Origin of the sequence: Kribbella speibonae (genome assembly GCF_004331375.1) — a bacterium.
Taxonomy (GTDB): domain Bacteria; phylum Actinomycetota; class Actinomycetes; order Propionibacteriales; family Kribbellaceae; genus Kribbella; species Kribbella sindirgiensis.
In genome coordinates this window covers 31,075-55,712 of sequence record NZ_SJKC01000005.1, presented here as the reverse complement: position 1 = coordinate 55,712, position 24,638 = coordinate 31,075, and the positions used below count along the sequence as shown (strand labels likewise).

The 24,638-nt window shown below is 68.6% G+C and carries 25 protein-coding genes; 11 read left to right on the top strand and 14 right to left on the bottom strand.

The features are described from left to right. The first annotated feature begins 214 nt into the window (after window positions 1-214). Genes E0H92_RS31500 through E0H92_RS31485 form a run of 4 tightly spaced genes read left to right on the top strand, consistent with a single transcriptional unit; the run spans window position 215 to window position 3,800 of the window. A complete protein-coding gene (locus tag E0H92_RS31500; protein ID WP_165550122.1) occupies window positions 215-1,318 on the top strand; it encodes an alpha/beta hydrolase in 1,104 nt (367 codons plus the stop codon). Further along, the gene (locus E0H92_RS44385) at window positions 1,315-2,109 is read left to right on the top strand and encodes an SGNH/GDSL hydrolase family protein (RefSeq protein ID WP_165550121.1); all 795 of its coding nucleotides are present in this window, start codon (window positions 1,315-1,317) and stop codon (window positions 2,107-2,109) included. The genes E0H92_RS31500 and E0H92_RS44385 overlap by 4 nt, the downstream gene beginning before the upstream one ends. Window positions 2,110-2,124: 15 nt before the next feature. Then, window positions 2,125-2,631, top strand: a complete 507-nt coding sequence (locus E0H92_RS31490; RefSeq protein WP_131461373.1) for a SigE family RNA polymerase sigma factor — start codon at window positions 2,125-2,127, stop codon at window positions 2,629-2,631. Continuing rightward, the gene (locus E0H92_RS31485) at window positions 2,628-3,800 is read left to right on the top strand and encodes a hypothetical protein (protein ID WP_131461372.1); all 1,173 of its coding nucleotides are present in this window, start codon (window positions 2,628-2,630) and stop codon (window positions 3,798-3,800) included. The genes E0H92_RS31490 and E0H92_RS31485 overlap by 4 nt, the downstream gene beginning before the upstream one ends. Here the strand turns inward: E0H92_RS31485 and E0H92_RS31480 are convergent, their stop codons facing one another. From E0H92_RS31480 to E0H92_RS31450, 7 genes are all read right to left on the bottom strand, one after another. Beyond that, window positions 3,801-4,847, bottom strand: a complete 1,047-nt coding sequence (locus E0H92_RS31480; protein ID WP_131498816.1) for an ABC transporter ATP-binding protein — start codon at window positions 4,845-4,847, stop codon at window positions 3,801-3,803. 11 nt (window positions 4,848-4,858) lie between these two features. Beyond that, window positions 4,859-5,932: an ABC transporter ATP-binding protein gene (locus tag E0H92_RS31475; RefSeq protein WP_131498815.1), complete on the bottom strand. Its 1,074-nt coding sequence runs from the start codon at window positions 5,930-5,932 to the stop codon at window positions 4,859-4,861. Then, a complete protein-coding gene (locus E0H92_RS31470; RefSeq protein WP_131461370.1) occupies window positions 5,929-6,942 on the bottom strand; it encodes an ABC transporter permease in 1,014 nt (337 codons plus the stop codon). Before E0H92_RS31470 ends, E0H92_RS31475 begins: the two co-directional genes overlap by 4 nt. Window positions 6,943-7,042: 100 nt before the next feature. Further along, complete coding sequence (locus E0H92_RS31465; RefSeq protein ID WP_131461369.1) at window positions 7,043-8,821, bottom strand: ABC transporter substrate-binding protein; 1,779 nt, start codon at window positions 8,819-8,821, stop codon at window positions 7,043-7,045. A 57-nt stretch (window positions 8,822-8,878) separates the two neighbouring features. After that, window positions 8,879-9,871, bottom strand: a complete 993-nt coding sequence (locus tag E0H92_RS31460) for an ABC transporter permease (protein ID WP_131498814.1) — start codon at window positions 9,869-9,871, stop codon at window positions 8,879-8,881. Between the two features lie 227 nt (window positions 9,872-10,098). Further along, window positions 10,099-11,664, bottom strand: coding sequence for an ABC transporter substrate-binding protein (locus tag E0H92_RS31455; RefSeq protein WP_131498813.1), 1,566 nt, complete (start codon window positions 11,662-11,664; stop codon window positions 10,099-10,101). A gap of 67 nt (window positions 11,665-11,731) precedes the next feature. Next, window positions 11,732-12,385: an HAD family hydrolase gene (locus E0H92_RS31450; RefSeq protein WP_238173680.1), complete on the bottom strand. Its 654-nt coding sequence runs from the start codon at window positions 12,383-12,385 to the stop codon at window positions 11,732-11,734. Window positions 12,386-12,633: 248 nt separating this feature from the next. On the opposite strand from E0H92_RS31450, the gene E0H92_RS31445 reads away from it, so the two are divergent. The 3 genes from E0H92_RS31445 to E0H92_RS31435 all read left to right on the top strand — a co-directional run bounded on the left by E0H92_RS31445 (window position 12,634) and on the right by E0H92_RS31435 (window position 15,274). Then, a complete protein-coding gene (locus tag E0H92_RS31445; protein ID WP_131461366.1) occupies window positions 12,634-13,479 on the top strand; it encodes a PAC2 family protein in 846 nt (281 codons plus the stop codon). A gap of 120 nt (window positions 13,480-13,599) precedes the next feature. Next, complete coding sequence (locus E0H92_RS31440) at window positions 13,600-14,370, top strand: L,D-transpeptidase (protein ID WP_131499177.1); 771 nt, start codon at window positions 13,600-13,602, stop codon at window positions 14,368-14,370. 10 nt (window positions 14,371-14,380) lie between these two features. Next, the gene (locus E0H92_RS31435; RefSeq protein WP_131295816.1) at window positions 14,381-15,274 is read left to right on the top strand and encodes a hypothetical protein; all 894 of its coding nucleotides are present in this window, start codon (window positions 14,381-14,383) and stop codon (window positions 15,272-15,274) included. 61 nt (window positions 15,275-15,335) lie between these two features. Here E0H92_RS31435 and mshC read toward each other — a convergent pair whose 3' ends face one another. Further along, window positions 15,336-16,556 carry a cysteine--1-D-myo-inosityl 2-amino-2-deoxy-alpha-D-glucopyranoside ligase gene (gene mshC / locus E0H92_RS31430; protein WP_131498812.1) on the bottom strand — a complete coding sequence of 407 codons (1,221 nt, stop codon included), beginning with the start codon at window positions 16,554-16,556 and terminating at the stop codon, window positions 15,336-15,338. A 102-nt stretch (window positions 16,557-16,658) separates the two neighbouring features. Here mshC and E0H92_RS31425 point away from each other — a divergent pair, with 102 nt between their 5' ends. Further along, window positions 16,659-17,357 (top strand): DUF6882 domain-containing protein, encoded by a 699-nt coding sequence (locus tag E0H92_RS31425; protein WP_131461364.1) that lies wholly within the window; start codon window positions 16,659-16,661, stop codon window positions 17,355-17,357. On the opposite strand, the gene E0H92_RS31420 is transcribed toward E0H92_RS31425, so the two are convergent. From E0H92_RS31420 to E0H92_RS31410, 3 genes are read right to left on the bottom strand one after another with little or no spacing between them, the layout of a single operon-like run. Next, window positions 17,354-18,148: an SCO1664 family protein gene (locus tag E0H92_RS31420; protein ID WP_131461363.1), complete on the bottom strand. Its 795-nt coding sequence runs from the start codon at window positions 18,146-18,148 to the stop codon at window positions 17,354-17,356. The genes E0H92_RS31425 and E0H92_RS31420 overlap by 4 nt on opposite strands. Continuing rightward, window positions 18,145-18,720 (bottom strand): DUF3090 domain-containing protein, encoded by a 576-nt coding sequence (locus tag E0H92_RS31415; protein WP_131461362.1) that lies wholly within the window; start codon window positions 18,718-18,720, stop codon window positions 18,145-18,147. Before E0H92_RS31415 ends, E0H92_RS31420 begins: the two co-directional genes overlap by 4 nt. Window positions 18,721-18,733: 13 nt before the next feature. Continuing rightward, a complete protein-coding gene (locus E0H92_RS31410; RefSeq protein WP_131498811.1) occupies window positions 18,734-19,429 on the bottom strand; it encodes a histidine phosphatase family protein in 696 nt (231 codons plus the stop codon). A 43-nt stretch (window positions 19,430-19,472) separates the two neighbouring features. Between E0H92_RS31410 and corA the strand changes: the two genes are divergently transcribed. Then, window positions 19,473-20,444 (top strand): magnesium/cobalt transporter CorA, encoded by a 972-nt coding sequence (gene corA / locus E0H92_RS31405; RefSeq protein ID WP_131461360.1) that lies wholly within the window; start codon window positions 19,473-19,475, stop codon window positions 20,442-20,444. An 83-nt stretch (window positions 20,445-20,527) separates the two neighbouring features. Here corA and E0H92_RS31400 read toward each other — a convergent pair whose 3' ends face one another. Both E0H92_RS31400 and E0H92_RS31395 read right to left on the bottom strand, forming a co-directional pair. Further along, window positions 20,528-21,355 carry an undecaprenyl-diphosphate phosphatase gene (locus E0H92_RS31400; protein ID WP_131461359.1) on the bottom strand — a complete coding sequence of 276 codons (828 nt, stop codon included), beginning with the start codon at window positions 21,353-21,355 and terminating at the stop codon, window positions 20,528-20,530. After that, a complete protein-coding gene (locus E0H92_RS31395; protein WP_131498810.1) occupies window positions 21,355-22,413 on the bottom strand; it encodes an LLM class F420-dependent oxidoreductase in 1,059 nt (352 codons plus the stop codon). Before E0H92_RS31395 ends, E0H92_RS31400 begins: the two co-directional genes overlap by 1 nt. A 51-nt stretch (window positions 22,414-22,464) precedes the next feature. Between E0H92_RS31395 and E0H92_RS31390 the strand changes: the two genes are divergently transcribed. Both E0H92_RS31390 and E0H92_RS31385 read left to right on the top strand, forming a co-directional pair. Beyond that, window positions 22,465-23,406, top strand: coding sequence for an aldo/keto reductase (locus E0H92_RS31390; protein ID WP_131295825.1), 942 nt, complete (start codon window positions 22,465-22,467; stop codon window positions 23,404-23,406). Window positions 23,407-23,433: 27 nt separating this feature from the next. Next, window positions 23,434-23,619, top strand: a complete 186-nt coding sequence (locus E0H92_RS31385) for a DUF5703 family protein (protein ID WP_130385444.1) — start codon at window positions 23,434-23,436, stop codon at window positions 23,617-23,619. Here E0H92_RS31385 and E0H92_RS31380 read toward each other — a convergent pair. Beyond that, a complete protein-coding gene (locus E0H92_RS31380) occupies window positions 23,594-24,628 on the bottom strand; it encodes a LuxR C-terminal-related transcriptional regulator (RefSeq protein WP_131498809.1) in 1,035 nt (344 codons plus the stop codon). The two genes, E0H92_RS31385 and E0H92_RS31380, sit on opposite strands and share 26 nt — an antisense overlap. Window positions 24,629-24,638: the final 10 nt, after the last annotated feature.

The following is a 24,638-nucleotide window of genomic DNA, read 5'->3' as shown; positions in this document are numbered from 1 at the left end:
GCGGTTTGGGTCTGCTCAGCTTTCGGAGGGTTGGATGAGTGTGTCGCTGCTTGGGGGATGGTTTCCGGTAGTGCTGGAGATTTTGGCGGCCGGGGCGTTGGTTGGTGCGGTGGGGTGGCGGGATCGGGTGTGGCGGAGGCGGCTGGGTTGGGTGGCGGGTGGGGCTGCGTTGGTGACGCTGTTTGCGGCCTATCCGGGAGCCAGGCTCGTCGGGTTGACTGACCCGTTGCCGTTTGTGGTGTGGTTGTGGTTCGGGGTGGCGGTGGGGGCGTTGCTTGTGCTCGCGGCCGGGTGGCGGACTGCGAAGTGGTGGCGGCGGGGGGCCGCGGTGGTGGCGGCTGGGTTGGCGGGGCTGGTGTGTGCCAACGGGATCAACCAGTTCGTGGGGTACTACCCGACGATCGACTCCGCGGTGAATGACTGGACGAACGCTCCGTTGCCGGGGCAGGTGTCGATGTCGGGGCTCGCGCATGCTGCCGGTACGACGAAGATGCCGGCGGTCGGGCGGCTGGTGGCGGTGAACATTCCCGCGACGTACAGCCACTTCAAGCACCGGCAGGAGCTGGTGTACCTGCCGCCGATCTGGTTCCACGGTGCGCACCGGCCGGCGTTGCCGGTGGTCGAACTGGTCGGTGGTGAGCGCGGCGGTCCGGGTGACTGGGTGCGGCTCGGGAACGCCGTACAGGTGTCCGACGCGTACGCGCACCGCCACCACGGGTACGCCCCGATCCTGGTCTTCGTCGACGCCACGGATCGCTTCGACAACGACACCGAATGCGTGAACGGGCCGCGGGGCAACTCCGCGGACCACCTCGACCAGGACATCCCGCGGTACGTCGAGAAGACGTTCGGCGCCTCGTCCGACCCGAGGCAGTGGGCCGTCGCCGGATTCTCGATGGGCGGCACCTGTTCCATCGACCTGGTCGTCGAGCACCCGGACGTGTTCGACCATTTCGTCGACATCTCCGGCGACCTCGCGCCCTATACCACCACGCCGGCCGCGAGCCTGCACGACCTGTACGGCGGCGACGTGGCGCTCGAGAAGGCCAACGAAGCGCTGCTCGTGATGCGTGCCCATGGCAAGTACCACGGAGTGAACGGCCTGTTCCTGACCAGCACCGCCGAACTGCGCCATCAGCACGAGGCCGAGGAGCTGTCCGAGGCCGGAGCCAAGGTCGGTATCTGGTCCCGGGTCGAGATCTCCCCCGGCACCCACGTGTGGCAGTTCGCCGCGCCCGCGTTCGCGTCGGCCTATCCTTGGCTCGCGAACCAGCTCGTCCTCCCCCAGCACGAAGGGAGCCACACCAAACCGGCGTGATCCACACACTGCGGCGACTCGCTTCCGGCTTACTCGTGCTCGCGTTCGTCAGCGCGGTCACCGGTGCGGACACAGTCGGCGAGCTCCTCCCGTCGACGCCCGGCCAGGTAAGGGTGGTGGCGCTCGGCGACTCGGTCACCTCTGGCTCCAACTGCGACTGCGCCGCCTTCCCCCAGCTGTACGGCGACCTGCTCCACAACCGCTCCGCCGTACCTGTCACGGTCGACAACCAAGGCGTCGCGGGCCTCGACTCGACCGGCCTACTGCAGCAGCTGAGCCAACGCGACGTCGAGCGGTCCACGAAAGCCGCGAACGTCGTACTGCTCACGATCGGCGCGAACGACTTCGGCGATCACCACGATGACGTCACGAGCGGTCAGTGCAGCGGTGACTGCGTGTCCGACGAGTACGAGCAGCTGACCGCCAACCTGGGCCGGATCCTGAGCCGGATCCACGCGCTCCGCGGCGACCGGCCGACGACGATCCTGATGACCGGCTACTGGAACGTCTTCAAGGACGGCGCCGTGGCCGAGCAGCAGTACACCCCGAGCGGGCGGATCGCGAGTGACCAGCTCACGGTCCGCACGAACAACGCCATCGCCGCCGCGGCGAGCGCCGACGATGCGACGTACGTCGACATCTACACGCCCTTCGAGGACAGCGCCGACATCACCGCACTGCTCGCCTCCGACGGTGACCACCCGAACGCGGCCGGTCACGCGCTCATCGCCCGGCTGCTTCTCGCTGCAACGCCCAACCCTTTGCCTACGTCCCCACGTCAGGGAGGGTAGACGAAGGGGGGACAGATGGCCGAGGCGACCGCGTTCGCCGAGTTCGCGACCAGCAGGCACGGCGCGCTCTTCCGGTACGCCTACCTGCTGACGAGCGACCGCGGCCTCGCCGAGGACCTCGTCCAGGAGGCGCTGGTCAAGACGTACGTCGGCTGGCACCGGCTGCGCGATCCGGCCAACGCCGAGGCGTACACCCGCCGCGCGATCACCACCACCGCGATCGGCTGGTGGCGCCGAAAGTCCTGGCGGGCGGAGCGGCCGTACGACGACGTACCCGATCTGCCGGTCTCCTCGGACGACGCGACCGCCCGCGTCTGGCTGTGGCGTGAACTGCAGAAGCTCCCGCCACGGCAACGGGCCGCGCTGGTACTGCGGTACTACGAAGACCTCACCGAACCGCAAACCGCCGAGATCCTCGGCTGCAGCGTCGGGACCGTGAAGAGCCAGGTCTCCGACGCACTCAAGAAGCTCCGGGCCCGCCTGGGCTCCGATGTCGTGCTGAAGGCAGGGATGACGGAATGAACGACCTCCTCAGGGACACCCTGGCCGAACGCGCCGCCGCCACCGAGCCGCCGCCGCTCGACCTCGACGGCATCATTGCGGCCGGCAACCACCGTGCCGCGCGCCGGCGCACCCTCGGCATCCTCGGCGGTGCGGCCGCGACCGCGGCCGTCATCGCCGGTGGCGCTTCCGTCCTGCGGCCGCGCAACGAACAACCCCAGCCGGCCCGCCCCGGGCCGTTCTCCCAGCGCCGCGCGACCTTTGCGCTGGGCAACAAGATCCACTACGGCCCCGATGTCATCTCGGTAGCGCCCCACACGGTGACCGCGTTCGTCCAGACCGACGCGGGCTTCGTGTTCCTGAACGCCGACAACGCGATCCACGTGGTCGACCGGTCCGGCGTCCGGAGCCTCGGCAAGAGCGCCTGGCGGCTCACCGCTGACGTCCGCGGCAACCTGGTCGCCTGGGCCGAGGGCTTCAACGACCACGAGGAGTCGGTCGTGTACGACGTCGCCGCGCGCCGCGAACTCGTACGCACCCCGATCGGCAACAAGATCCCGAAGTACGCCAGCATCGCCCACGGCCCCGAGATCGTCGCCCTCGACGGCGACACGGCGTACTTCGGCACGCTCGACGGCCTGTACCGCTGGGACATCCGCACCAACCGGGGTGAATTCCTGGCCAAGGTGTCACCGGTCGCGGTCCGCACCGTGACAGCCGGGCAGATCGTGTACGCGCAACCACTCGACCAGCGCGAGCCCGCCGTGAACCTGGCGATCGCCCCCACCGTCTCCGCGACCGCCCCCGCCCGCTTCTCCGGCCAGCAGGCCTTCCTCTCCCCCGCCGCGAAGTACCTGTTCACCGAACTGGACGACGCCCTCGTCGTGATCGAGCCGGGCTGGGCCGGACCCGCCCTGTACGAGGTGGCGACCGCCCGCCGGATCGAGCTGCCGTACGCCTACGACAACCTGTTCTTCGGGCAGTGGCTGGACGACGACCGGTTCGTTGCCGCGGGCAAGCGCCGGTTCTCGAAGACGGCCGAGACGGATCTGCTCGTCGTCACCGCCGCGACCGGCGCCGTGCAGGTCGTCGTACCGAACTTCGCCCAGCTCACCTTCCGGACGACACCGCCGCGGATCGCGCCGTTCGCGGTGCCGACCGGCAGGCCGATCATCGATCGGGGCGAATGATCACTCCGCCTTGGCGGCGGGTGCCTCCACGTTCTCCGGGAAGTGGCAGGCGGTCTGGTGACCCGGGGCGAGCTCGACCAGCGGCGGCTCCGTGGTCTTGCAGATCTCCTGCGCCTTCCAGCAGCGGGTGTGGAAGCGGCACGCGGGCGGCGGGTTGATCGGGCTGGGGACGTCGCCCTGCAGCCGGATCCGCTCCTGCTTGCCCTTCCGCTTGGTGTCCGGCACCGGTACGGCGGACAGCAGCGCGACCGTGTATGGGTGCATCGGCTTCTCGTACAGGCTGACCCGGTCGGCCAGCTCGACGATCTTGCCGAGGTACATGACCGCGACCCGGTCCGACACGTGCCGGACCACGGACAGGTCGTGCGCGATCATCACGTACGTCAGGTCGAACTCTTCCTGCAGGTCCTCCAGCAGGTTCACGACCTGGGCCTGGATCGACACGTCCAGCGCCGACACCGGCTCGTCGGCGACGATCAGCTTCGGCCGGAGCGCGAGCGTGCGCGCGATCCCGATCCGCTGCCGCTGACCGCCGGAGAACTCGTGCGGGTACCGGTTGTAGTGCTCCGGCGAAAGACCGACCAGCTCGAGCAGCTCCTGCACGGCCCGCTTCACGCCGTGTTCGGTCTTCACGTTCTGGAGCTTGAACGGCGCGCCGACGATCTTGCCGACCGTGTGCCGCGGGTTCAGCGAACCGTACGGGTCCTGGAAGATCATCTGTACGTCGCGGCGCAGCGGACGCATCCGCCCCTCGCCGAGGTGGCTGATGTCCCGCCCCTCGAACACGATCTTGCCCGCCGTCGGCTCCAGCAGCCGGGTCAGCAGCCGGCCGGTGGTGGTCTTGCCGCAGCCCGACTCCCCCACCAGCGACAGCGTCTCGCCGCGGGTCACGTTGAACGTCAGGCCGTCGACCGCCTGGACGGCGCCGACCTGGCGCTGCAGCAGCCCCTTGCGGATCGGGAAGTGCTTGACGAGGCCGTCGACCGACAGCAGTTCCTCGCCGATCTCGGGGACAACGGGAGTCGGTTCGGCGTCAGTAGTAGTCACAGTCGTCCCGTTCACAGCTTCGGCTTGATGTCGGTCTCCCACGCCTTCTGGCGCTCCTGCGGGGAGAGATGGCACGCGACCAGGTGGCCGTTGCCGGTGTCGAGCAGTTCCGGCCGGTCGGTCTCGCTGGCGCCGCCGTTCAGGTGCGCGTAGTTGCAGCGCGGGTTGAACGCGCAGCCCTTCGGCACGTTGATCAGGCTCGGCGGCGTGCCCTTGATCGGGATCAGCCGCTCGGTGCGCTCCCGGTCGATCCGCGGCATCGACCCCAGCAGGCCCCAGGTGTACGGGTGCTGCGGCCGGTCGAAGATGTCCTCGGCGGTGCTGTACTCGACCGCGCGGCCGGCGTACATCACCTGGATGTCGTCGGCCAGCTCGGCGACCACGCCGAGGTCGTGGGTGATGATGATGACGGCGGAGTTGAACTCCCGCTGCAGGTCCCGGATCAGGTCCAGGATCTGCGCCTGCACGGTGACGTCGAGGGCCGTCGTCGGCTCGTCGGCGATCAGCAGGTCGGGGTCGCAGGACAGCGCCATCGCGATCATCGCGCGCTGCCGCATACCGCCGGAGAACTGGTGCGGGTAGGCGTCCACGCGCTTGTCGGGCTGCGGGATCCCGACCCGGTCGAGCATCTCGATCGCGTGCTTCTTCGCGACCTGCTTGCTGACGTCGTTGTGCACCCGGTACGCCTCGACGATCTGCGTGCCGACTGTGTAGAACGGGTGCATCGCGGACAGCGGGTCCTGGAAGATCATCGCCATCCGCTTGCCGCGCAGCAGCCGGACCTCTTCACGCGTCGACGTGACCAGGTCCTGGCCGTCGAGGAAGATCTGCCCACTGATGTTCGCGACGCCCGGCGGGTGCAGGCCCATGATCGACAGGCTGGTGACGCTCTTGCCGGAGCCGGACTCGCCGACGATGCCGAGCGTCTTGCCGCGCTCCAGCTGGAACGAGATGCCGTCGACGGACTTCACCACGCCGTCGTCGGTCGGGAAGTGCACCTTCAGGTCGCGCACGTCGAGGAACGCTTCGCCGCGCTCCACGCGCTGCACGGGTGCGTCCTGGATCTCTTCAATCGGTTCGCTCATGAGATCCGCACCCTCGGGTCGACGACGGCGTACAGGAGGTCAACGACCAGGTTCGCCAGCACGATGAAGAACGCGGCGACCAGGGTCACGCCGAGCACCTTCGGCAGGTCGTTGGCGCGCAGCGCGATGACGGCGTACTGGCCGATCCCCGGCAGCGAGAACGTGGTCTCGGTGAGGATCGCGCCGCCCATCAGCAGGCCGAGGTCGAGACCGAAGATCGTCAGGATCGGCGTCAGCGCCGACCGCAGGCCGTGCCGCAGCACCACGGTCCGCTCGGTGAGGCCCTTGGCGCGGGCGGTCCGGACGAAGTCCTCGTTCATCGTCTCGAGCATGCCGGCCCGGGTGAGTCGCGCGTACGCCGCGGCGTACAGGAAGGCCAGCGTCACCCACGGGAGGATCAGGTCGTAGGCCCACCACAACGGGTTCGTCTCGTCGAGTGGGTTCACGCCGCCCTGCTGGGTCCAGCCGAGGCCGTAACTGAAGATCGACAGCGACAGCAGGCCGGTGAAGAAGATCGGCAGCGACACACCCGCGAGCGCCACCGACATGAGTGATCGGTCCAGCACCGACCCGCGTCTGAGCGCCGAGATGATGCCGGTGCCGACGCCGGTGATGAGCCAGATGAAGGCCGCACCACCGGCGAGCGACGCGGTCACGGGTATTCGCGAGACCAGGTCCGGCCACACCGGTTGCTGGGTCAGGAACGAGTAGCCGAAGCACGGCGCCGGGCAGTGCTCGGTCCCGGTGCCGTAGTTGTACTCCTGGCCGACGAGGAGGCCTTTCACGAACCGGCCGTACTGCTCGTAGAGAGGATCGGTGAAGCCGAGCCGGACCGCCGTGTTGTGGATCTGCTCCTGGCCCGCGCTCTTGCCGACGTAGCGGCCGGCCAGGTCGTCGGCGGTGGCGCCGCCGAGTCTCGGGACGAGGAAGAAGATCGCGAACGTGACGGCCGTGACGATGAAGAGCAGGAGCACTGCTCCGATCACCCGGCGGACTAGATATGCGAACACCGTGCTCGGCGTGGTGGCCGGTGATCATCGCTGATCACCGGCCACCCTCAGCCTTCACCTACCTCTACTGGTGATGATTGTTGGTCAGGGCAACCGACTACTACTTCTGTGCGAGTCCGATGCTCGCGTAGTCGTACATGTTCTGACCGTCGTTGCTGAACACGTTCGCGAGCGTGTCCGGGCGGTACAGCAGGCCCTTGGCCCAGATACCCGGCAGCACACCGGCCTGCTCCATGACCTTCTTGTCGACGTCGACCCAGATCTTGTTGCGCTCCGCGTCGTCGGTGGTCGCCAGCGCCTTGTCGATCAGCGTGTCGACCTCCGGGATCCGGATACCGAGGTTCGTGTTACCACCGGCGGCCCGAATGACCCGGCTGTCGACGATCTGGCTCAGGAAGCCGAAGCCGTCCGGCCAGTCAGCACCCCAGCTGTAGACGATCATGCCCAGGCCGTTGGCCTTCGCGTAGTCCGGCTTGCCGGCGTACAGCTTGGTGTAGTCACCGGTCGGGAAGCCCTTCGGCGTCAGCTTGATGCCGACCTTGGCCAGCGACTGCTGCAGCGACTCGGCGACGGCCTTCTCCTTCGGCCGGTCCGAACGGTAGGCGATGTTGGTGCTGAAGCCGTTCGGCATCCCGCACGCCGTCAGCGCTTCCTTCGCCTTCGTCGGGTTGCCGTTCTTGTCCGCCTCGAAGCCGTAGTCGTCGAACTTCTCCGCGCCGGCGACCGACGGCGGCATCAGGTTCGTCGCGATGTCGCCACCGAACGGACCGCCGTACGCGCGCTGGTAGCCCTCGTGGTCGGCGGCGTACAGGACCGCCTTGCGGCAGTTCACGTTGTCGAACGGCTTGACCTCGCTGTTGAACACCGTGAAGTTCAGACGGGTCGACAGCACGCTGTCGGTGTGCGCCTTCAGCTTCGGGTCCGCGAGCACCTTGGCCTGGGTCTCCGCCTGGACACCGGTGCCGGCGATGTCGACGTCGAGGTCACCGGCGATCAGCCGGTTGTCGATATCGGCGCCGTTCACGTTGTAGGCGACGTTGATCTTGTCCGGCAGCGCCTTGCGGCCCGTGTCCGGGTCGGTGGACGCGTCGTACTGGTCGTTGCGGATCAGCGTGAAGCCCTTGTTCGCGTCGTTGCTCTCGAACTTGTAGGGGCCGGTCGCGATCGGGTGCAGCTGGTACTTCGTGCCCGTGTCCTTGGCCTGCGGGACCGGTGCGGTCGACGGCAGCTGCGCGAAGTAGTCGAAGCCGGCGAACGTCTTGTTCAGGTGGAACACGATGGTGTAGTCGTCCGGCGTCGTCATCGCCTTGGACAGCTGCGCCATCTGCGGGTCCTTGGCGACGCTGTAGTCCTTCGGCACGTCGACCAGGAAGTCGTTGAAGTATGTCGGGCCGTTCGGCAGCGTGGTCTTGTCCAGCGACCGGGCGACGCCGTACATGACGTCCTTGGCCTTGACCTCGGTGCCGTCCTCGAACTTGACGCCCTTGCGGATCTTGTAGGTCCAGGTCTTGGCGTCGTCGGTCGGCACACCCGGAGCCTCGGCGAGGTCCGGGACGACCTTCGCGCCTTCCTTGCCCGGAGCCGACTTGAAGGTCATCAGCGGCCGGACGTAGTTCCGGACGAGGTTCCAGGACAGGCCGTAGTAGGTGTCACCGGGGTCCGTGGAGTCCCACTTCTCGGTGATCGCCATCCGGAGCGTGCCGCCCTTTTTGTCGCTCGGATTGAAGATCTTGTTGTTGGCCGCGTCGAACTCGGGCGTCGCTGCGCTGCTGCCGCCACCAGACCCTCCGGAGGAAGCCTTCGGTCCCCCGCAGGCCACCAGGCTCAAGGCGACGGCCGCACTGACGGCTGTGACCGTCGTGATGCGATTCCATCTCATCTCTTGTTGCACCCCTTCAATCGTTGAGAGCCAGGCTCCCTGGTTGATGCGAAACGCCTACCGGGATCGCGGGTCGAGCGCGTCGCGCAATCCGTCACCGAACAGGTTGAACGCCAGCACGGTGACGAAGATCGCCAAACCGGGCGGAATCATGTACATCGGATCGACCTGGTACCAGTTCGCCGCGCCGGAGAGCATGTCGCCCCAGCTCGCCGTCGGCGGGCGGACACCGACACCCAGGTAGGAAAGGCCGGCCTCGAAGAGGACGTTGGTCGGAATCAGCAGCGTCGCGTACACCAGGATCGGCGCGATCAGGTTCGGCAGCAGCTCGGTGAACAGGATGTACGGACGGCGCGCGCCGAGGCTCCGGGCCGCGTCCACGAACTCCCGTTCCCGCAGCGACAGCGTCTGGCCGCGGATGATCCGGCCGATGTAGGGCCAGCTGAAGAAGCCGATGATGAAGACGATCAGCGCGACCCGCAGCGCGTCGCCCTCCAGCCCGAACATCTTGTCCGGGATCGCCCCGACCAGGGCCAGCGCGAACAGCACCAGCGGGAAGGCCAGGAAGATGTCCATCAAGCGGCTGATCAGCGTGTCCACCCAGCCGCCGAAGTAGCCGGCGACGATCCCCATCACGACGCCGATCACCACCGACAGCAGCGTCGCCAGGAAGGCGATCAGCAGCGAGATGCGGGCGCCATACACGATCCGCGCGAAGATGTCGCGGCCGTTCACCGGCTCGACGCCGAACGGGTGGTCCCAGCTGATGCCGCCGAGCTTGCCGATCGGGGTCTGCAGCGACGGGTCGACCAGGTCCTGGTGGAAATCGTTCGGGGTGACACCGACCAGTTTGCAGATCAGCGGCGCGAAGATCCCGACCAGGATCAGCAGCAGCACGAAGGCGCCGCCGGCCAGCGCGACCTTGTCACGCTTCAGCCGCATCCAGGAGATCTGCCACAGCGACCGGCCCTCGATCTTGCCGACGCCTTCGAGGATCGCCTCGGGCTGCGCTGAGGATGATCCCGGCTCGACCTCGAGTGGCGTACTCACGCGATGGGTTCCCCTGCCTGGTTCGGATGAACCGGAACGAAATCCGGAATGGCTGCCGCCTTAACCTGCCGCCATTACAGCCCGGAGTCAAACGCGGAAAGTGCTGCGTTGCCCGATCGTGATCGTCAGGAAATCGTCCCGTATCGTGGACGTTCCGCAGTAAACCACGGCGTCGCACCCACGGTCGCCGCTGCCTCGCGAACCGTTACTGCCATGGCATTTTTGTGTCAGCGCCGAAGGCCGGAAAGATAAAGGAACGACAACGGATCGAGAGCCGTCTTGAGGTTCTCCAGATCCTTCGTGGCGACCACCGCGACCCGCGCCTGCCAGCTCGGAATCGCCGGCGCCTCCCGCGCGATCACTCCCTGTAGCTGACCGATCAGCTCGTCCCGCTTCAGGCCGTTCTGCTCGGTCCGCTCCTGCTGCAGCAGCTTCGTGGCCGCCGCCGACCGGTAGCCGTTCTGGAACGGGATGTCGGTCACGAACGGAGTCAGGTAGTCGTCCGCATCCGGGTACGACGGCGTCCAGCCGGCCTGGTACATGTCGTACGCCCCGGACTTCGTCAGCTCCTGGTACTGCGGCCACTCGGCACCCCGCAAGGTCACCCGGAACAAACCGGACGCCTCCAGCTGCCGCTTCAGCTCCAGCACCTCGGCCTTGGCGCCGACGCCGTACTGCGAAGGCGTCCACCCGACCGTCAGCGGTACGGGGACGGCGATGTTCGCCTCCTTGAGGATCGCCGCGGCCGCGACCTTGTTCGGCTGCTTGTACTCCATCTTGAACGCGTCGGCCTGTCCGCCATAGCCGGGCGGCACGACCGAGTACAGCGGCGACACGTGGTCGCCGTACGCCTTCTTCGCGATCGCCGGACGGTCGATCAGCTGCGCCACGGCCCGCCGAACCGCCGGCTTGCGGGCCAGCAGCGACTTCATCTGGAACGCGAACAGCCGGATCTCCGCCGAGCCGGCCTCGACGACCTGGACCTGGTCGGACTTGCGCAGCTTGTCCAGCAGACTCGGCCCGAAGCCGTGGAACGCGAGATCCGCCTTGCCGGTCGTGACGGCCTGGTAGAGCGCGTTCGAGTCCTTCATCAGGCTGATCGTGACGCCGTCGTTCTGCGCCGCCCGCGGACCGCGGTACCCGGAGAACTTCGTCAGCGTCACCTCGGTGCCCGGTTTGTACGCCGCCAGCTGGTACGGCCCGCTGCCCATCGCCTTCGTGTCGAGCAGCTTGTTCGCCGGGTACGACTCCTCGTCGACGATCGAGGACGCGGTCGTGGTCAGCAGGTACGGCAGGCGTGCGTCCGGGCTGGTCAGGTTGAACACCGCGGTCAGCTCGTCCGGCGTACTCACGGACTTCACCGAGGAGAACAGTGCGGCCGCTCCCCCGGGCGTTTTCAGCCGGACCAGCCGGTCGAAGCTGAACTTCACGTCCGACGAGGTCAGTTCGTGCCCGTTCGGGAAGGTCAGGTGCTCCTTCAGGCTGCACGTGTACGTCGTCGGCGAGTCGAACTGGCAGTCCGCGGCGTCCGGCACCGGGGTCGGCTTGTCCGGCAGGATCGTCAGCAGCGTCTGGTAGAGGTTCGCCTGGACGGTCCGCGAGCCCACGTCGTACTTGCCGGCCGGGTCCAGCGAAGAGATCGCGTCCGTGGTCGCGAGCCGCAGCAGCATCAGCTTCGGCGTCTGCTCCCCCGGGTGCGGGGCGTTGTCGTCCGGCTCGCCGCAGGCCGCCAAGGACACGCCCAGCGCACCTGCCGCCACGGCCGCCGACACCCGGCGCACCCACTCGCTCACCGTCTCACCCTTTCCCCAGCCCACGTACCAGACAACGCCCCCAAGGGCACCAAGTGACGGTACTTCGTCAACGGAGCAGTGACCGCAGGGACTCCGGGGTGAGCGGCTCGAGCGACTTCACCACGAGCCGCCGCGGCGCCTCCGGGATCGTCACCCATTGCGGCACCGCGACGACGTACATGCCGGCCGCCGTCCCGGCCTGGGTGCCGGTCGCCGAGTCCTCGATCACGATGCAGTTCGCCGGGTCCACCCCGAGCCTGGCGGCACCGGTTAGGTACGGCTCCGGGTGCGGCTTGCCCAGCGTCACCTCGTCACCGGCCACGATCACCGCGAACGGATCCGGCGGCAGGTGCCCGAGCACCGCGTCGATCATCGTCCGGTACGACGCCGACACCAGCGCGCACGGGATGTCCTCCTTGCGCAGCGCCTGCAGCAACTCGAGCGCACCCGGCTGGAAGGTGACCTCCTTGCGGAGCGCCTCCACCACCTCCGAGAACATCCGGTCGGCCAGCTCCTCGGCGGTGATCACGCCTTCCGGGATCCGCGCCATCCAGACCTGTACGGCGTCGCGCAGGTCGCTGCCGATCAAGGTCAGACAGTCCTCGATCGTCCAGGTCGCACCGAGCTCGGCGAGCAGCTCCAGCTGCACCTCCGCCCAGACCTTCTCGGAGTCGACCAACGTCCCGTCCATGTCCCACAACACCGCCTGCAGCGACGCCACCCGCACTCCTCTATGTCGTCTCCACCCGATCAGCCCACTTTGAGAACCCACCAACCGTTTTCGAGCGCGCCGAATGGTTGGTGGGTTCTCAAAGTGAGTCCATTGTCCCTGGTCGGGCACGACACGTTCCGCCTGGGGTGAAACCTGGCACAGGCGGACAGCTGAGCACGTAGGCTGGGCAGTCCGGTTTCCGGTGACCCCACCGGATGGCTACAGAGCCGACTACAGAGACGACAGGGGGCCTGCGAGTGGTTGACCTCGCGAACCTGAGGGACCCGGTCGTGATCGCCGCGTTCGAGGGCTGGAACGACGCGGCCGAGGCGGCCACCGGTGCGGTCGACCACCTGATCGACGAGTGGGACGCCGAGCTCGTCACGGCGATCGACCCCGAGGACTACTACGACTACCAGGTGAACCGTCCCCGGGTCGGGCTCGACGAGGACGGCGGACGGCACCTGACCTGGCCGACCACCCGGATCTACGTGGCCCAGCCGGACGACACCGGCCGCGACGTGCTGCTGATCCGCGGCGTCGAGCCGAACATGCGCTGGCGGGCGTTCTCCCGGGAGCTGCTGGAGATCGTCGACGAGTCGAACGCGCAGCTCGTCGTCGTCCTCGGCGCCCTGCTCGCGGACTCCCCCCACACCCGTCCGATCCCGGTCTCCGCGACCTCGTCCGACGAGGAGCTGACCGCGGCATGGAGCCTGGAGCCGTCGACGTACGAAGGTCCCACCGGCATCACCGGTGTGTTCGCCGACCTGTGCACCACCCTCGGCGTACCGGCGGTGTCGATCTGGTCCGCGATCCCGCACTACATCGCGGGGACGCCGTGCCCGAAGGCGTCGCTGGCGCTGCTCAGCAAGATCGAGGCGCTCCTCGACCTGGCCATGCCCGAAGGCGACCTCCCGGAGCTCGCGCGGGCCTGGCAGCGCGGGGCGGACGAGCTCAGCGAGGAAGACCCCGAGGTCGCGGAGTACGTGCACTCGCTGGAGGAGCAGCGCGACACCGCCGACCTCCCGGAGGCCACCGGCGAGGCGATCGCGGCCGAGTTCGAGCGCTACCTCAAGCGCCGCAACAAGAACCACGGCGACTAGCTGATCCCCCATAACCGCCGCAAGGTGTGGACCGTTGTTACCAGTGGGTTTATATTCGACCGGACTACTGGGGGGTGACGGCGTGCCGTCACCGGGACCACGGGGAGCAACCAAGTGCACATGCGGCGCGACGAGCGAGGCGGTACTTCGGTGCCTGCGCTGGCCGTGCTCGTGCTGCTCGGCGTGGTCGCGGTGGTCGGGATCCTCGGTAACAAGAAGCACGAGACGGTCGACCTCACCACGCTGACGGCGTCGACGACCTCGACGACGATCACCACGGCACCGCTTGACGCCGAGCCGTTCGCCGGCACCACCGGGCTCGTCGTGCACCCGCGCGCCGAGGCCGCGCTCTACAGCTCCCCCGACGCGGATGCGTTCGGCAAGATCGGCCCGACCCAGTTCGGGCCGACCTGGCTGCCGGTCGTGGAACAGACCGACGGCTGGGTCCGGGTCCTGCTCCCCTCGAAGCCCAACCGGTCCACCGGCTGGCTCCAGGACGACGGGCTCGACCGGGCCACCTCGTCGTACCTGATCCGCGTGCACACCAGTTCGCGGACACTCGAGCTGCTCGAGAACAACAAGAGCCTCGGCACCTGGAAGGCCGGGGTCGGCGCGACCAAGACGCCGACGCCGCCCGGGCGGACGTTCCTGCTCGGCTCGATCATCGACCACAAGCGCTCGGCGTCGCCGATCGTGCTGCCGTTGGGTGCGCACAGTCCCACCTTGGACACGTTCGGTGGCGGACCTGGTACGGTCGCGATCCACGGCTGGCCGAATCCGCGCGTGTTCGGCGCCGCGATCAGCGCGGGCTGCGTCCGGGTGCCGAAGACCGCACTGGCCCACCTGCAGAAGGTTCCGCTCGGGACGCTCGTCCTGATCGACAGCAAATAAGGAGAATCCGATGCGACGACAGTTGACGCCGACCGTGCTCACGGCTGCGGCCGTGGCGGGCGTCGTGACGTTCAGCCTGGTCGCGAGCGCCCCCGTCGGTAACGCGGCGGCCCGCCCGTCCTCGGCGTACGCCGTGAGCGCCGAGGGCCAGGTGCCGATCCCGAAGACGCCGTACGCCGAATCGCTGGACGGCAAGCGGCAGACGACCTCCGCGCTCGAGCTCCCGAAGAACCCGCTGATCTCGGTCCGGGCCGGTACGGCGACCGCGGGCAACGACTCGGCCTCCGTCGAACTGTTCGACGTCGTCGTCGGTCCGGACATCCTGAGCCAGGTGACGATCCCGCCGGAGCTGAAGCAGCAGTGCTCCGCGCTGCCGAAGACCGGTGCCGACAACCTGCCGCTGCCCGACATCGCACTGCCCGACCTCGGTCTGCCGTTGCCGAAGCTGAGCACCAAGGACCTGCCGGTGAAGAACCTGCCGGACCTCTGCAACCTGCTGCTCAACCCGCCGAAGTCGCTGCTCGGCATCGACTCGCTGAACGTCTGGTGCTCCGGCGACACCGGTGGCGTCGACATCGGCTCGCTGACGCTGCTCGGCCAGACCATCAAGCTGCCGAGCACGAAGCAGAGCGCTTCGTTGCCGTCCAACCCGCTGGCGAGCATCACGGTCAACAGTCAGGGCAAGCACTCGGACGGCGCCTTCACCATCACCGGCCTGAGCATCAACCTGGGAGGCGGGACCGAGGTCATCAACCTGGCGTCGGCGACCTGCGCGAAGCCGGCCGCCAAGCCGAAGCCCAAGCCGCAACCGCAGCCGCCGGCGGAGGCACCCGCGCAGGTGAACACCCCGCCCGCAGCCCCCGTGCCGACCCCGGTGAAGACCCACCACCCGGTCACCGGCTGACGAACGAACTTGGGGAGGATTGTGTGCCGAATCGGGCACACAATCCTCCCCAAGTCTTTGTCTAGAGCTTCACGCCCAGCAACGCGTCGCTGGCCTGCGCGATCAGGGCGGGCGCCTCGGCGTCGTCGCCTTCGCCGTCCGCCCACGCGTCGATCGCAGCCAGCGCGCCCGCGCTGTCCAGATCGTTGGTCAGTGCCGCCCGCAGAGCATCGACCGCGGCCGCACCGTCCGGGCCGGCGTTCCGCGCCGCCGCCGTACGCCACCGCTCGAGCCGCGCCTGCGCGTCGGTCAGGTCGGACTCTTCCCAGAACCAGTCGGTCCGGTAGTGGTGGTTGAGCAGCGCGAGCCGGATCGCCATCGGGTCCGCGCCGGCGAGCCGCTCCTTGGACACCAGCACCAGGTTGCCCTTGGACTTCGACATCTTCTCGCCGTCGAGACCGACCATCGCCTGATGCACGTAGGCGCGCGCGAACGGGTGCTCCCCGGTCGCGACCTGCGCGCCGCTCGCGGACATCTCGTGGTGCGGGAAGATCAGGTCCGACCCGCCGCCCTGGACGTCGAACGACATCCCGAGGTACTTCAGCGCGATCGCCGAACACTCGACATGCCAGCCCGGCCGGCCGCGACCCAGCGCCGAATCCCAGGCCGGCTCCCCCGGCCGCTCGTGGCGCCACAGCAGACTGTCCAGCGGGTCCTGTTTTCCCTCACGGTCCGGGTCGCCGCCGCGCTCCGCGAACAGCTCCCGCATCGTGTCGCGGTCGTAGTTGGACACGCCGCCGAACGCCGGGTCGGCCTTCACGGCGAAGTACAGATCGCCGTCGACCGAGTACACCGCGTCGGCGCGGCGCAGGTCCTCGACCGCGCTCGCGACCAGGTCGATCGACTCGACGACGCCGATGTAGTGCTGCGGCGGGATCACCCGGAGCGCGGTCATGTCGTCGCGGAACAGCTGGATCTCCCGCGCCGCGAGGTCGGTCCACTCGACACCGGTCGCGGTCGCGCGCTCGAGCAGCGGGTCGTCGACGTCGGTGATGTTCTGCGTGTACGAGACGTCGTACCCGGCGTCCCGCCACAGCCGGTTGATCAGGTCGAACGTGACGTACGTCGCGGCGTGGCCCATGTGCGTTGCGTCGTACGGCGTGATGCCGCAGACGTACATGCGGGCGGGCCCGTCGTCACCGGGCGGCACCTCGACCAGACCGCGCGAGGCGGTGTCGTAGAGGCGTAGCCGCCGGGCGGGCCCGGGTACGACCGGGATGTCTGGTTGAGTCCACGCCTGCATGTGTCGGAGCTTATGCCAGTCCGATTTTCAATGACGCGACACGGTTCCACTTGGTGGTCCTGCGCCGGGCATGCACCCCGGCTGCCGATAGCCTCGCGAGCGATGAGTACAGACTTCAGCCCGGAGCTCCAGTCGTACGGCGGCTGGATCGCCGCGGCTGCGATTCAGCAGCAGGACCTGTTCAACGACGTGGTCGGCCCGGACTCGCTGCAGGCCGATCTCGACGCGCGGACGCTCGGCGGTGAGCGCGGCGTACTACGCGGGATCTCGCTGCTCGGCAGCTTCTCCGAACTGGACCGGACCTGGCTGTGGGGCTGGGCGAACCCGGGCTTCGGCCCGGACGCCCCCGCGGTCGCGTCGACACTCGCGATCCGCGAGTTCGGCGAGCGGCACGGGATCGGCGAGTTCACCGCGGAGAGCCCGGACCTGAGCGGTTTCGAGCAGCCGACGCAGGCGGCGATCACGCTCGCGATCACTGCCGGCTCCGTCCTCGGCGGCCGCGGTGTGTGGTCGACCGCGATCAACGAGGGCCGGGGTCACGTGTACCTGCACGTCGCCGACGAGCAGCTCCCGCAGGCCGGGTTCGACGCGATCGCCACGCCGCGGCTGCTGATGACCGCGATCAGCGTCTTCCCCGCCGACCACCGGCAGGTCGTCCGCGGCTACTTCCACCACTTCGGCCTGCAGTACGACGAGGGTCAGGACGCGATCCGCGGTATGGCGCCGAACGGCAGCACGATCGTCGTCGACTTCGACGAACTCGGCCGGGTCGGCAACATCGGCGTACAGCCCAAAGCCTAGAAGGCCGGCCAGGGAATCGCGGGCCAGTCCTCGCTCGGATACGGGAAGGTCCCGGTCTTGAGCAGCGTCGAGCAGCGTTCCCGGGTCGCGGTCAGCTCGACGGCGGTGACGAGCTCGCACAGTTGTTGCCCGAGGCCCCCGGCCAACTGATCCGCGAGCCGCCGTACGTCGTCCAGCAGGCCGGTGGGAATCGGCTCGCCGGCCCAGCCCCACAGGACCGTGCGGAGCTTGTCGTCGGCGTTGAACGTCACGCCGTGGTCCACGCCGTACACCCGGCCGTCGCCCGGGTTGAGCACGTGGCCGCCCTTGCGGTCGGCATTGTTGACCACGGCATCGAACACGGCCATCCGCCGCAGCGCGTCGTTGTCGGCGTGCACGAGCGTGACGGGGTTGTGGCGGCCGTCGAGCGCGTCCAGGACGCCGACCCAGCCCTTCGGAACCCGGCCCTGCGGCACGATGTCGACCAGCTCGGTCTCCCCCGGTCCGAGCTCGGCCTCGTCGATCCACAACTGGACCATGCCTTCACCGAGCGGCCCGTCACGCAGCAGCGTCGGCGGCACGACCGACCAGCCGAGCGCCTCGGACACGACGTACGCCGCGAACTCGCGCTGCGCCAGTGTGCCGTCCGGGAAGTCCCAGAGCGGCCGCTCCCCCTCGATCGGCTTGTAGACGACCGTGGCCGTCTCGCCGGCCAGGCTGACCGAACCCTGGTAGGTGCCGTTCGAGGCGGCGACCAGGCGTCCGTGCAGTGAAAGCTCCCCCAGGGCCAGGAGCTCGGGGTTGGTGGTCATTCCGGCAGGTGCCGACGGTAGCCGTTGGCGCGCGGGCAGATGTGGCCGTCGGCGTCGATCGGGCGGCCGCAGAACGGGCAGCTCGGGCGTCCGGACGCGACCAGCGCGACCGCCCGCCGGGCGAACGCACGCGCCTGCTCCTCGGTGATCCGGACGATGAACACCTCGGCGTCGTCGGACTCCATCGCCGCGGTGACCGGGTCCTCCTCCTCGAGCTCCGCCTGCTCACCGGTGACGACCGCGAACACCTCGATCACCACCCGCTCGGCGTCGGCCTCCCACGCCAGCGTCATGGTGCCGGCCCGGAACTCCTCCTCGATCGGCTGCTCGAGCGGCGCGGTGTCGTCCCCCGCGGTCTGCGCGACCGGGTCGCGGTCGAAGCGCCGGGCGACCTCGTCCAGCATCACGTCGAGCCGCTCCGCGAGCGCCATCACCTGTTCCTTCTCGCACGCCACCGACGTCAGCCGGTGCCCGGCCCGCGCCTGCAGGAAGAACGTCCTCGCACCGGGTTCCCCCACGGTGCCGGCGACGAACCGCTCGGGGTCGTCGAAGGAGTGCACAACTCGCGCCATACCTATGACCCTATTACCGTCCGCCGACGACCGCGTCCGAGGACTGCTTCTTGGGCTTGCCTTTCGCTGACGGCTTAGGGATCAGGGACGCCAGTTCGCTGCCGGAGTCGTTCAGCCGGACCAGGAACGGGCGGGTCGCGGTGTAGGTGATGATCGTCGTCGAGGCGGTGTCCACGACGATCCGCTGGAACGTGTCCAGGTGCTGACCGAGAGCGTCCGCGACGATCGCCTTGATCACGTCGCCGTGCGACACCGCGACCCAGATCGCGTTCGGCCCGCGGCTGTCCGCGAGCGCCGCGTCGTACGACCGGACGGCGTCGACCGCGCGCTGCTGCATTCCCCGCATCGACTCGCCGCCCGGGAACGTGACGGCCGACGGGTGCTGCTGCACCACCGCCCACAGCGGGTCCTTCGCGAGCGTGGCGATCTTCTGCCCGGTCCAGTCGCCGTACCCACACTCGGTCAGCCGGCGATCCGTTGCCGGACGCAACCCGGGGTGCTGCTTCGCGATCGCGGCGGCGGTCTGCTTGCAGCGCTCGAGCGGAGAGGTGACGATCGCGGCCAGCGGCAGCTCAGCGAGCCGCTGCGCGACCGCGGCGGCCTGCTGTACGCCGGTGTCGTCCAGCTTCACCCCCGGCGTACGACCCGCGAGCGTGCCGGACGTGTTCGCGGAACTACGACCGTGGCGAACGAGGATCACGGTGGGCATGCAGAGCACGTTATCCCACCACCCCTAATGCCATGATGGGAGTGTGATCGTCGATTGCGGGGTGTACGCCCAGGGGGAACGGCGGGACCTGCCCAAGGATCCCGAGACCGTTGCCCACGCCATCGAGGACACCGCCGACAGCTTCGGATGGATCGGCCTGCACGAGCCGTCGGACGCCGAGATGGAGCGCGTGCAGCAACTGTTCGACCTGCACGATCTGGCGATCGAGGACGCACTGCAGATCCACCAGCGACCCAAGGTCGAGCGGTTCGGCGACACGCTGCTCGTCGTACTGCGGACCCTCTGGTACGTCGACGAGGGCGACGCCGTCGAGACGGGACAGGTGACGGCCTTCGTCGGCCCGCGGTACGTCGTGACCGTGCGGCACGGGGAAGGCGGCGAGCTCGCCACCACGCGGCACGAACTGGAGGAGCGGGCCTCGATGCTCGGCCACGGCCCGGCCGCCGTGCTGTGGGCGATCTGCGACGCGATCGTGGACCAGTACGAGAACGTCGCCGAACAGGTCGAGGTCGACGTCGACGAGATCGAGTCGTCGGTGTTCTCGCCGGAGCGGACCAGCGACGCGGAGCGGATCTACCGGCTGAAGCGTGAGGTGCTGGAGATGCGCCGCGCGATCGACCCGTTGCGGGAACCGATGGAGCAGTTCGCGCACGGGGTGGCCGGGCTCGGCCAGAAGGCGAGCCCGTTCTTCCGCGACGTCGCCGACCACCTCAGCCGGGTCTCCGACCAGGCCGAGGCGATCGACACCCTGCTCACATCCGCCCTGAACGCGCACCTCGCCCGCGTCTCGGTCCAGCAGAACGACGACATGCGGAAAATCAGTGCCTGGGTCGCGATCGCCGCCGTCCCGACGATGCTCGCCGGGATCTACGGCATGAACTTCGACAACATGCCCGAACTCCGCTGGCACTTCGGGTACTACGCCGTACTGCTCCTGATGGCGCTCGTCTGCGTCACCATGTACCGCTTCTTCCGCAAGGTCGGCTGGCTCTAGGTCGTGTCTGGTGGTCCAGCGCCGTAGCGAGGAGGTGCCGTGCCGAGTGCCCCGCAGTAGGCGATGGACCACCAGACACGACCTCAGGTGGCCGTGATTGTGCTGGTAGCCAGCAGGATCACCAGGACGAGGCCGAGCAGGACGCGGTAGAACGCGAAGATCTCGGTCGAGTGCTTGGCGACGAAACGCAGCAGCCAGGCGACGGACGCGTACGCGACCACGAAGCTGACGACCGTGCCGACGAGCAGCGGTGCGACGCCGACGTCGCCGTTCAGCGCGTCCTTCAACTCGTAGATGCCCGCGCCGACCAGGGCGGGAATGCCCAGCAGGAACGCGATCCGGGTCGCGGCGACCCGGTCGAGCCCGCAGAACAGGCCGGCCGAGATCGTGGCGCCGGACCGGGATACGCCGGGGATCAGCGCCAGGCACTGCACGATGCCCATCACGACCGCGTCGACGAGCGTGATGCGGGTCAGCGGGCGCGCCTTCGTGCCCAGTCGTTCGGCGGCGACCATGAAGAACGACCACCCGATCAGCGCGCCGGCCACCCACCAGAGGCTGCGCAGCGGTCCCGAGATCAGGTCCCGGGCCAGGAAGCCGACGATCACGATCGGCATCGAGCCGACGATCACGTACCAGCCCATCCGGTGGTCGAACTCGCCGCGGTGCTCCGGTTTCGCGAGCCCGCGGACCCAGGCGATCGCGATCCGCTTGATGTCCTTCCAGAAGTACAGCACCACCGCCGCGATCGCCCCGATCTGGATCACCGCGGTGAATCCGGTGATCGACGGGTCGTCGATCTTCAGGCCGAGCATCTTCGACACGATCGTCAGGTGCCCGGTACTGGAGACCGGCAGGAATTCGGTCAGGCCCTCGACGATGCCGAGGATGATGGAGTCCCAGATCGTCATCAGTTGCCGACTCCGGACAGCTCCAGCGCCTCCGCGGCGGTCCGCAGGTCGGCGATCCGCTGCTCGACCGTCGACGCGAACGGCGTCAGCGCGACGGTCGTCGCCCCGGCCTCGGCGTACGCCCTGAGCTTGTCCGCCATCCGTGCCTTGTCACCGAGCAGCGAGATCGAGTCCAGGAACCCGAACGGTACGGCGGCCATCGCCTCGCGGTGCTTCTTGTCCAGGTACAGGTCCTGGATCTCCTTCGCCTCCTCGGCGTACCCCATCCGGACCGCGAGCGCGTTGTAGAAGTTCTTCTCCCGGCTGCCCATGCCGCCGATGTACAGCGCGGCGTACCCACGGACCGGGTCGGCCGCCGCCTGGATGTCGTCGCCGGTCATCAGCGGGGTGGTGACGACGACGTCGAAACCGTCGAGGTCCTGCTGACCGGTCTTGCGTTCGCGGCCGGTCCTGATCTGATTCAACTGCTCTCCAAGGAAGCCTGGGTCGTTGAGGATCCCGAGCCAGCCGTCGGCGATCTCACCGGCCAGCTCGAGGTTCTTCGGGCCGACCGCGGCCAGGTACACCGGCACGTGGTCGCGGATCGGCCGCACGGTCAGTTTCAGCGCCTTGCCCGGTCCGTCGGGCAGCGGGAGGGTGAAGTACTTGCCCTCGTATGCCACCGTCTCGCGCCGCAGGGCCGCGTTCACGATGTCAACGTACTCACGGGTCCTGAGCAGAGGCTGAGAAAATCGCACCCCGTGCCAGCCCTCCGAGACCTGCGGCCCGGACACGCCGAGACCCAGCCGGAACCGGCCGTTCGAGAGCCGGTCCAGGGTGGCGGCCGTCATCGCGGTCATCGCCGGCGTCCGGGCCGGGATCTGGAAGACGGCGGCGCCGACGTCGATCGTGGTGGTCTGCGCGGCGATCCAGCTGAGCAGCGTCGCGGCGTCCGAGCCGTACGCCTCCGCGGCCCAGGTGACCGAGAAACCGAGTGCCTCGGCCTCCTTCACCAGCCTCAGGTGGTCGAGATGGTCGTCGCCGCCGTAGACGAAGCCGATGTTGAGTCCGAGTCGCATGACTGGCGAGCCTAGCGAGCCGTTGTCGGTGGGCCGCAATAGGCTCGGTGCATGCAGCAGCGCTATCTCGGTCACAGTGGACTGGCGGTGAGCCGACTCGGGCTGGGCACGATGTCGTGGGGACGGGACACCGACGAGCACGAGGCCCGCGAGCAGCTCGCGGCGTTCGTGTCCGCCGGCGGCACGCTCATCGACACGGCCGCGGCGTACGGCGACGGTGACAGCGAGCAGCTGATCGGGTCGCTGATCGGCGACGTGGTGGACCGCGACGACCTGGTGATCGCGACCAAGGCCGGGTTCAGCGTCCGCCGCGGCGAGCGGATCACCGACACCTCCCGCGGCGCGCTGCTCCGTGATCTCGAGGGCTCGCTGCGCAGGATGAACGTCGACCACATCGATCTCTGGCAGCTGCACACCTGGTCCGACGACGTGCCGCTGGAGGAGACGCTGTCCGCGCTCGACCACGCCGTCAGCTCCGGCAAGGTGCGGTACGTCGGCGTCTCGAACTACGCCGGCTGGAAGGCGGCCCGCGCCGTCACCTGGCAGCAGGCGTGGCCGGGCCGCGCGGTTCCGGTCGCCAACCAGGTCGAGTACTCCTTGCTCGCCCGTGACGCCGAGCTGGACGCGCTGCGGGCGGCCGCCGGCCTCGGGATCGGGGTCCTGGCGTGGTCCCCGCTGGGCCGCGGCGTGCTGACCGGGAAGTACCGCACAGGCATCCCCGCGGACTCCCGGGCGGCGTCTCAGCATCTGTCGAGATTCGTCGACCCCTACCTCGACGCGCGGGCTTCGGGCATCGTGGAAGCGGTCGCACGAGCCGCCGACGGGCTCGGCTGGACCCCGCTCGAGGTCGCGCTGACCTGGGTGCGGGACCGGCCGGGAGTGTCGGCGGCCATCGTCGGGGCCAGGACGGCACTGCAACTGAAGTCGGTACTGGGTGTGGAGGAGCTCACATTGCCGCCCGCCATCGCGGCGGCACTGGAGGATGTTTCCTGAGGGTTGTAGCTGTAGTTGGAGGTGTGGATGGCCGAGTACGAACTGCAGCAGTTCGAGGTGTCCAGGACGGAGTCCCGCGGTGCGGTGCGCAAGCTGCTCACCGAACACGCGGAGTACGGCGGGTGGGAGCTGGCCCGTCTGCGTCGCTATCCCGACGGATCCCGCCGCGTGTGGTTGCGGCGCCGCATCATCCGCGTGATGCGGACCCTCTGAGCAGAACACTGACCAATTCCCGTCGGCTACCGACGCCGACTTTGTCGTAGGACGCCCGTACGTGCTCCTGCACGGTGTGCGGGGACAGGCACAACCGCTCGACGATCTGCCGCGTCGAGTACCCGCGCAGCACCAACTCGGTCACCCGCTGCTGAGCAGGGGTGAGCCCGTGCAGGTCCAGCAGCAGAGACCCCAGCTGCGCCGGCGCCACCGGCTCGATCACCACTGCTGTGCGGCCGTCGTCGCCGAGCCTGGACGCCTGCAACTCGAGCCACTCCCCTCGAGCCGTCCTGACCTTCAGCCGGGCGGTAGTCCCGTCGGCCCGCATCCGCGCAACCACCGACCGCACCGCGACCGGCACCTCACCCGCTCGACAACCCAGCTCGCCCAGCCAGTACTCCGCCTCCTCACTCACCGACTCCACCCGCATCCCCGAATCCAGCACCACAACCCCAGCTCCCCCGGACCGTCCAACCTCCCCGGTGTCTACCGGTCTCTCTCGCAGCCCTCGGCGTAGACCCTCGCCCAGGTGCGGCGCGAGTCGGCGTACCAGTTGGATCTCGTGGTCGGCGAAACCTGCCTCGGCGTCCTCCCGGTGCAGGCACAGCACGCCCCAGCACCGGCCGTTCGACATCAGCGCGGCGCGCAACTCGTCCCCGAGTCCGAGCGGGCGCATCACCTCGGCGTACCGCGGGCTGCTCCCCCAGTCGCCTCGCGTCGCCTGCCCGAGCGACCGCACCGCATCCGGCCCACCGGCGAGAACCGCGAACTTGCTCACGTCCTCCTGCCCGAACTCGTTCGCGATGAACTGCTCGGTCACCGCGCCGAGCGGCTCATCGGCCGTCGCCGACGTGAACACCACGGTCGCCGGATCCACGGTCGCGAAGAACATCGCGTCGACCGTCAGGACGTCGCGCAGCCGGACGAAGGCCTCGGACCGCAGCTGATCGGCATCCAGCCCCGCGTAACAGCGCCGGATCAGCACCTCCAGGCGATCCCCCGCCCCCATGCTGGTGATG

Excerpts from the sequence above, each read along its gene's own strand:
- E0H92_RS31490 (WP_131461373.1), top strand. The coding sequence starts at position 2,125 with ATGGCCGAGGCGACCGCGTTCGCCGAGTTCGCGACCAGCAGGCACGGC.
- E0H92_RS31485 (WP_131461372.1), top strand. The coding sequence starts at position 2,628 with ATGAACGACCTCCTCAGGGACACCCTGGCCGAACGCGCCGCCGCCACC.
- E0H92_RS31475 (WP_131498815.1), bottom strand. The coding sequence starts at position 5,932 with ATGAGCGAACCGATTGAAGAGATCCAGGACGCACCCGTGCAGCGCGTG.
- E0H92_RS31465 (WP_131461369.1), bottom strand. The coding sequence starts at position 8,821 with ATGAGATGGAATCGCATCACGACGGTCACAGCCGTCAGTGCGGCCGTC.
- E0H92_RS31440 (WP_131499177.1), top strand. The coding sequence starts at position 13,600 with ATGCGGCGCGACGAGCGAGGCGGTACTTCGGTGCCTGCGCTGGCCGTG.
- E0H92_RS31435 (WP_131295816.1), top strand. The coding sequence starts at position 14,381 with ATGCGACGACAGTTGACGCCGACCGTGCTCACGGCTGCGGCCGTGGCG.
- mshC (WP_131498812.1), bottom strand. The coding sequence starts at position 16,556 with ATGCAGGCGTGGACTCAACCAGACATCCCGGTCGTACCCGGGCCCGCC.
- E0H92_RS31425 (WP_131461364.1), top strand. The coding sequence starts at position 16,659 with ATGAGTACAGACTTCAGCCCGGAGCTCCAGTCGTACGGCGGCTGGATC.
- E0H92_RS31420 (WP_131461363.1), bottom strand. The coding sequence starts at position 18,148 with ATGACCACCAACCCCGAGCTCCTGGCCCTGGGGGAGCTTTCACTGCAC.
- E0H92_RS31415 (WP_131461362.1), bottom strand. The coding sequence starts at position 18,720 with ATGGCGCGAGTTGTGCACTCCTTCGACGACCCCGAGCGGTTCGTCGCC.
- E0H92_RS31410 (WP_131498811.1), bottom strand. The coding sequence starts at position 19,429 with ATGCCCACCGTGATCCTCGTTCGCCACGGTCGTAGTTCCGCGAACACG.
- E0H92_RS31400 (WP_131461359.1), bottom strand. The coding sequence starts at position 21,355 with ATGACGATCTGGGACTCCATCATCCTCGGCATCGTCGAGGGCCTGACC.
- E0H92_RS31395 (WP_131498810.1), bottom strand. The coding sequence starts at position 22,413 with ATGCGACTCGGACTCAACATCGGCTTCGTCTACGGCGGCGACGACCAT.
- E0H92_RS31390 (WP_131295825.1), top strand. The coding sequence starts at position 22,465 with ATGCAGCAGCGCTATCTCGGTCACAGTGGACTGGCGGTGAGCCGACTC.
- E0H92_RS31385 (WP_130385444.1), top strand. The coding sequence starts at position 23,434 with ATGGCCGAGTACGAACTGCAGCAGTTCGAGGTGTCCAGGACGGAGTCC.
- E0H92_RS31380 (WP_131498809.1), bottom strand. The coding sequence starts at position 24,628 with ATGGGGGCGGGGGATCGCCTGGAGGTGCTGATCCGGCGCTGTTACGCG.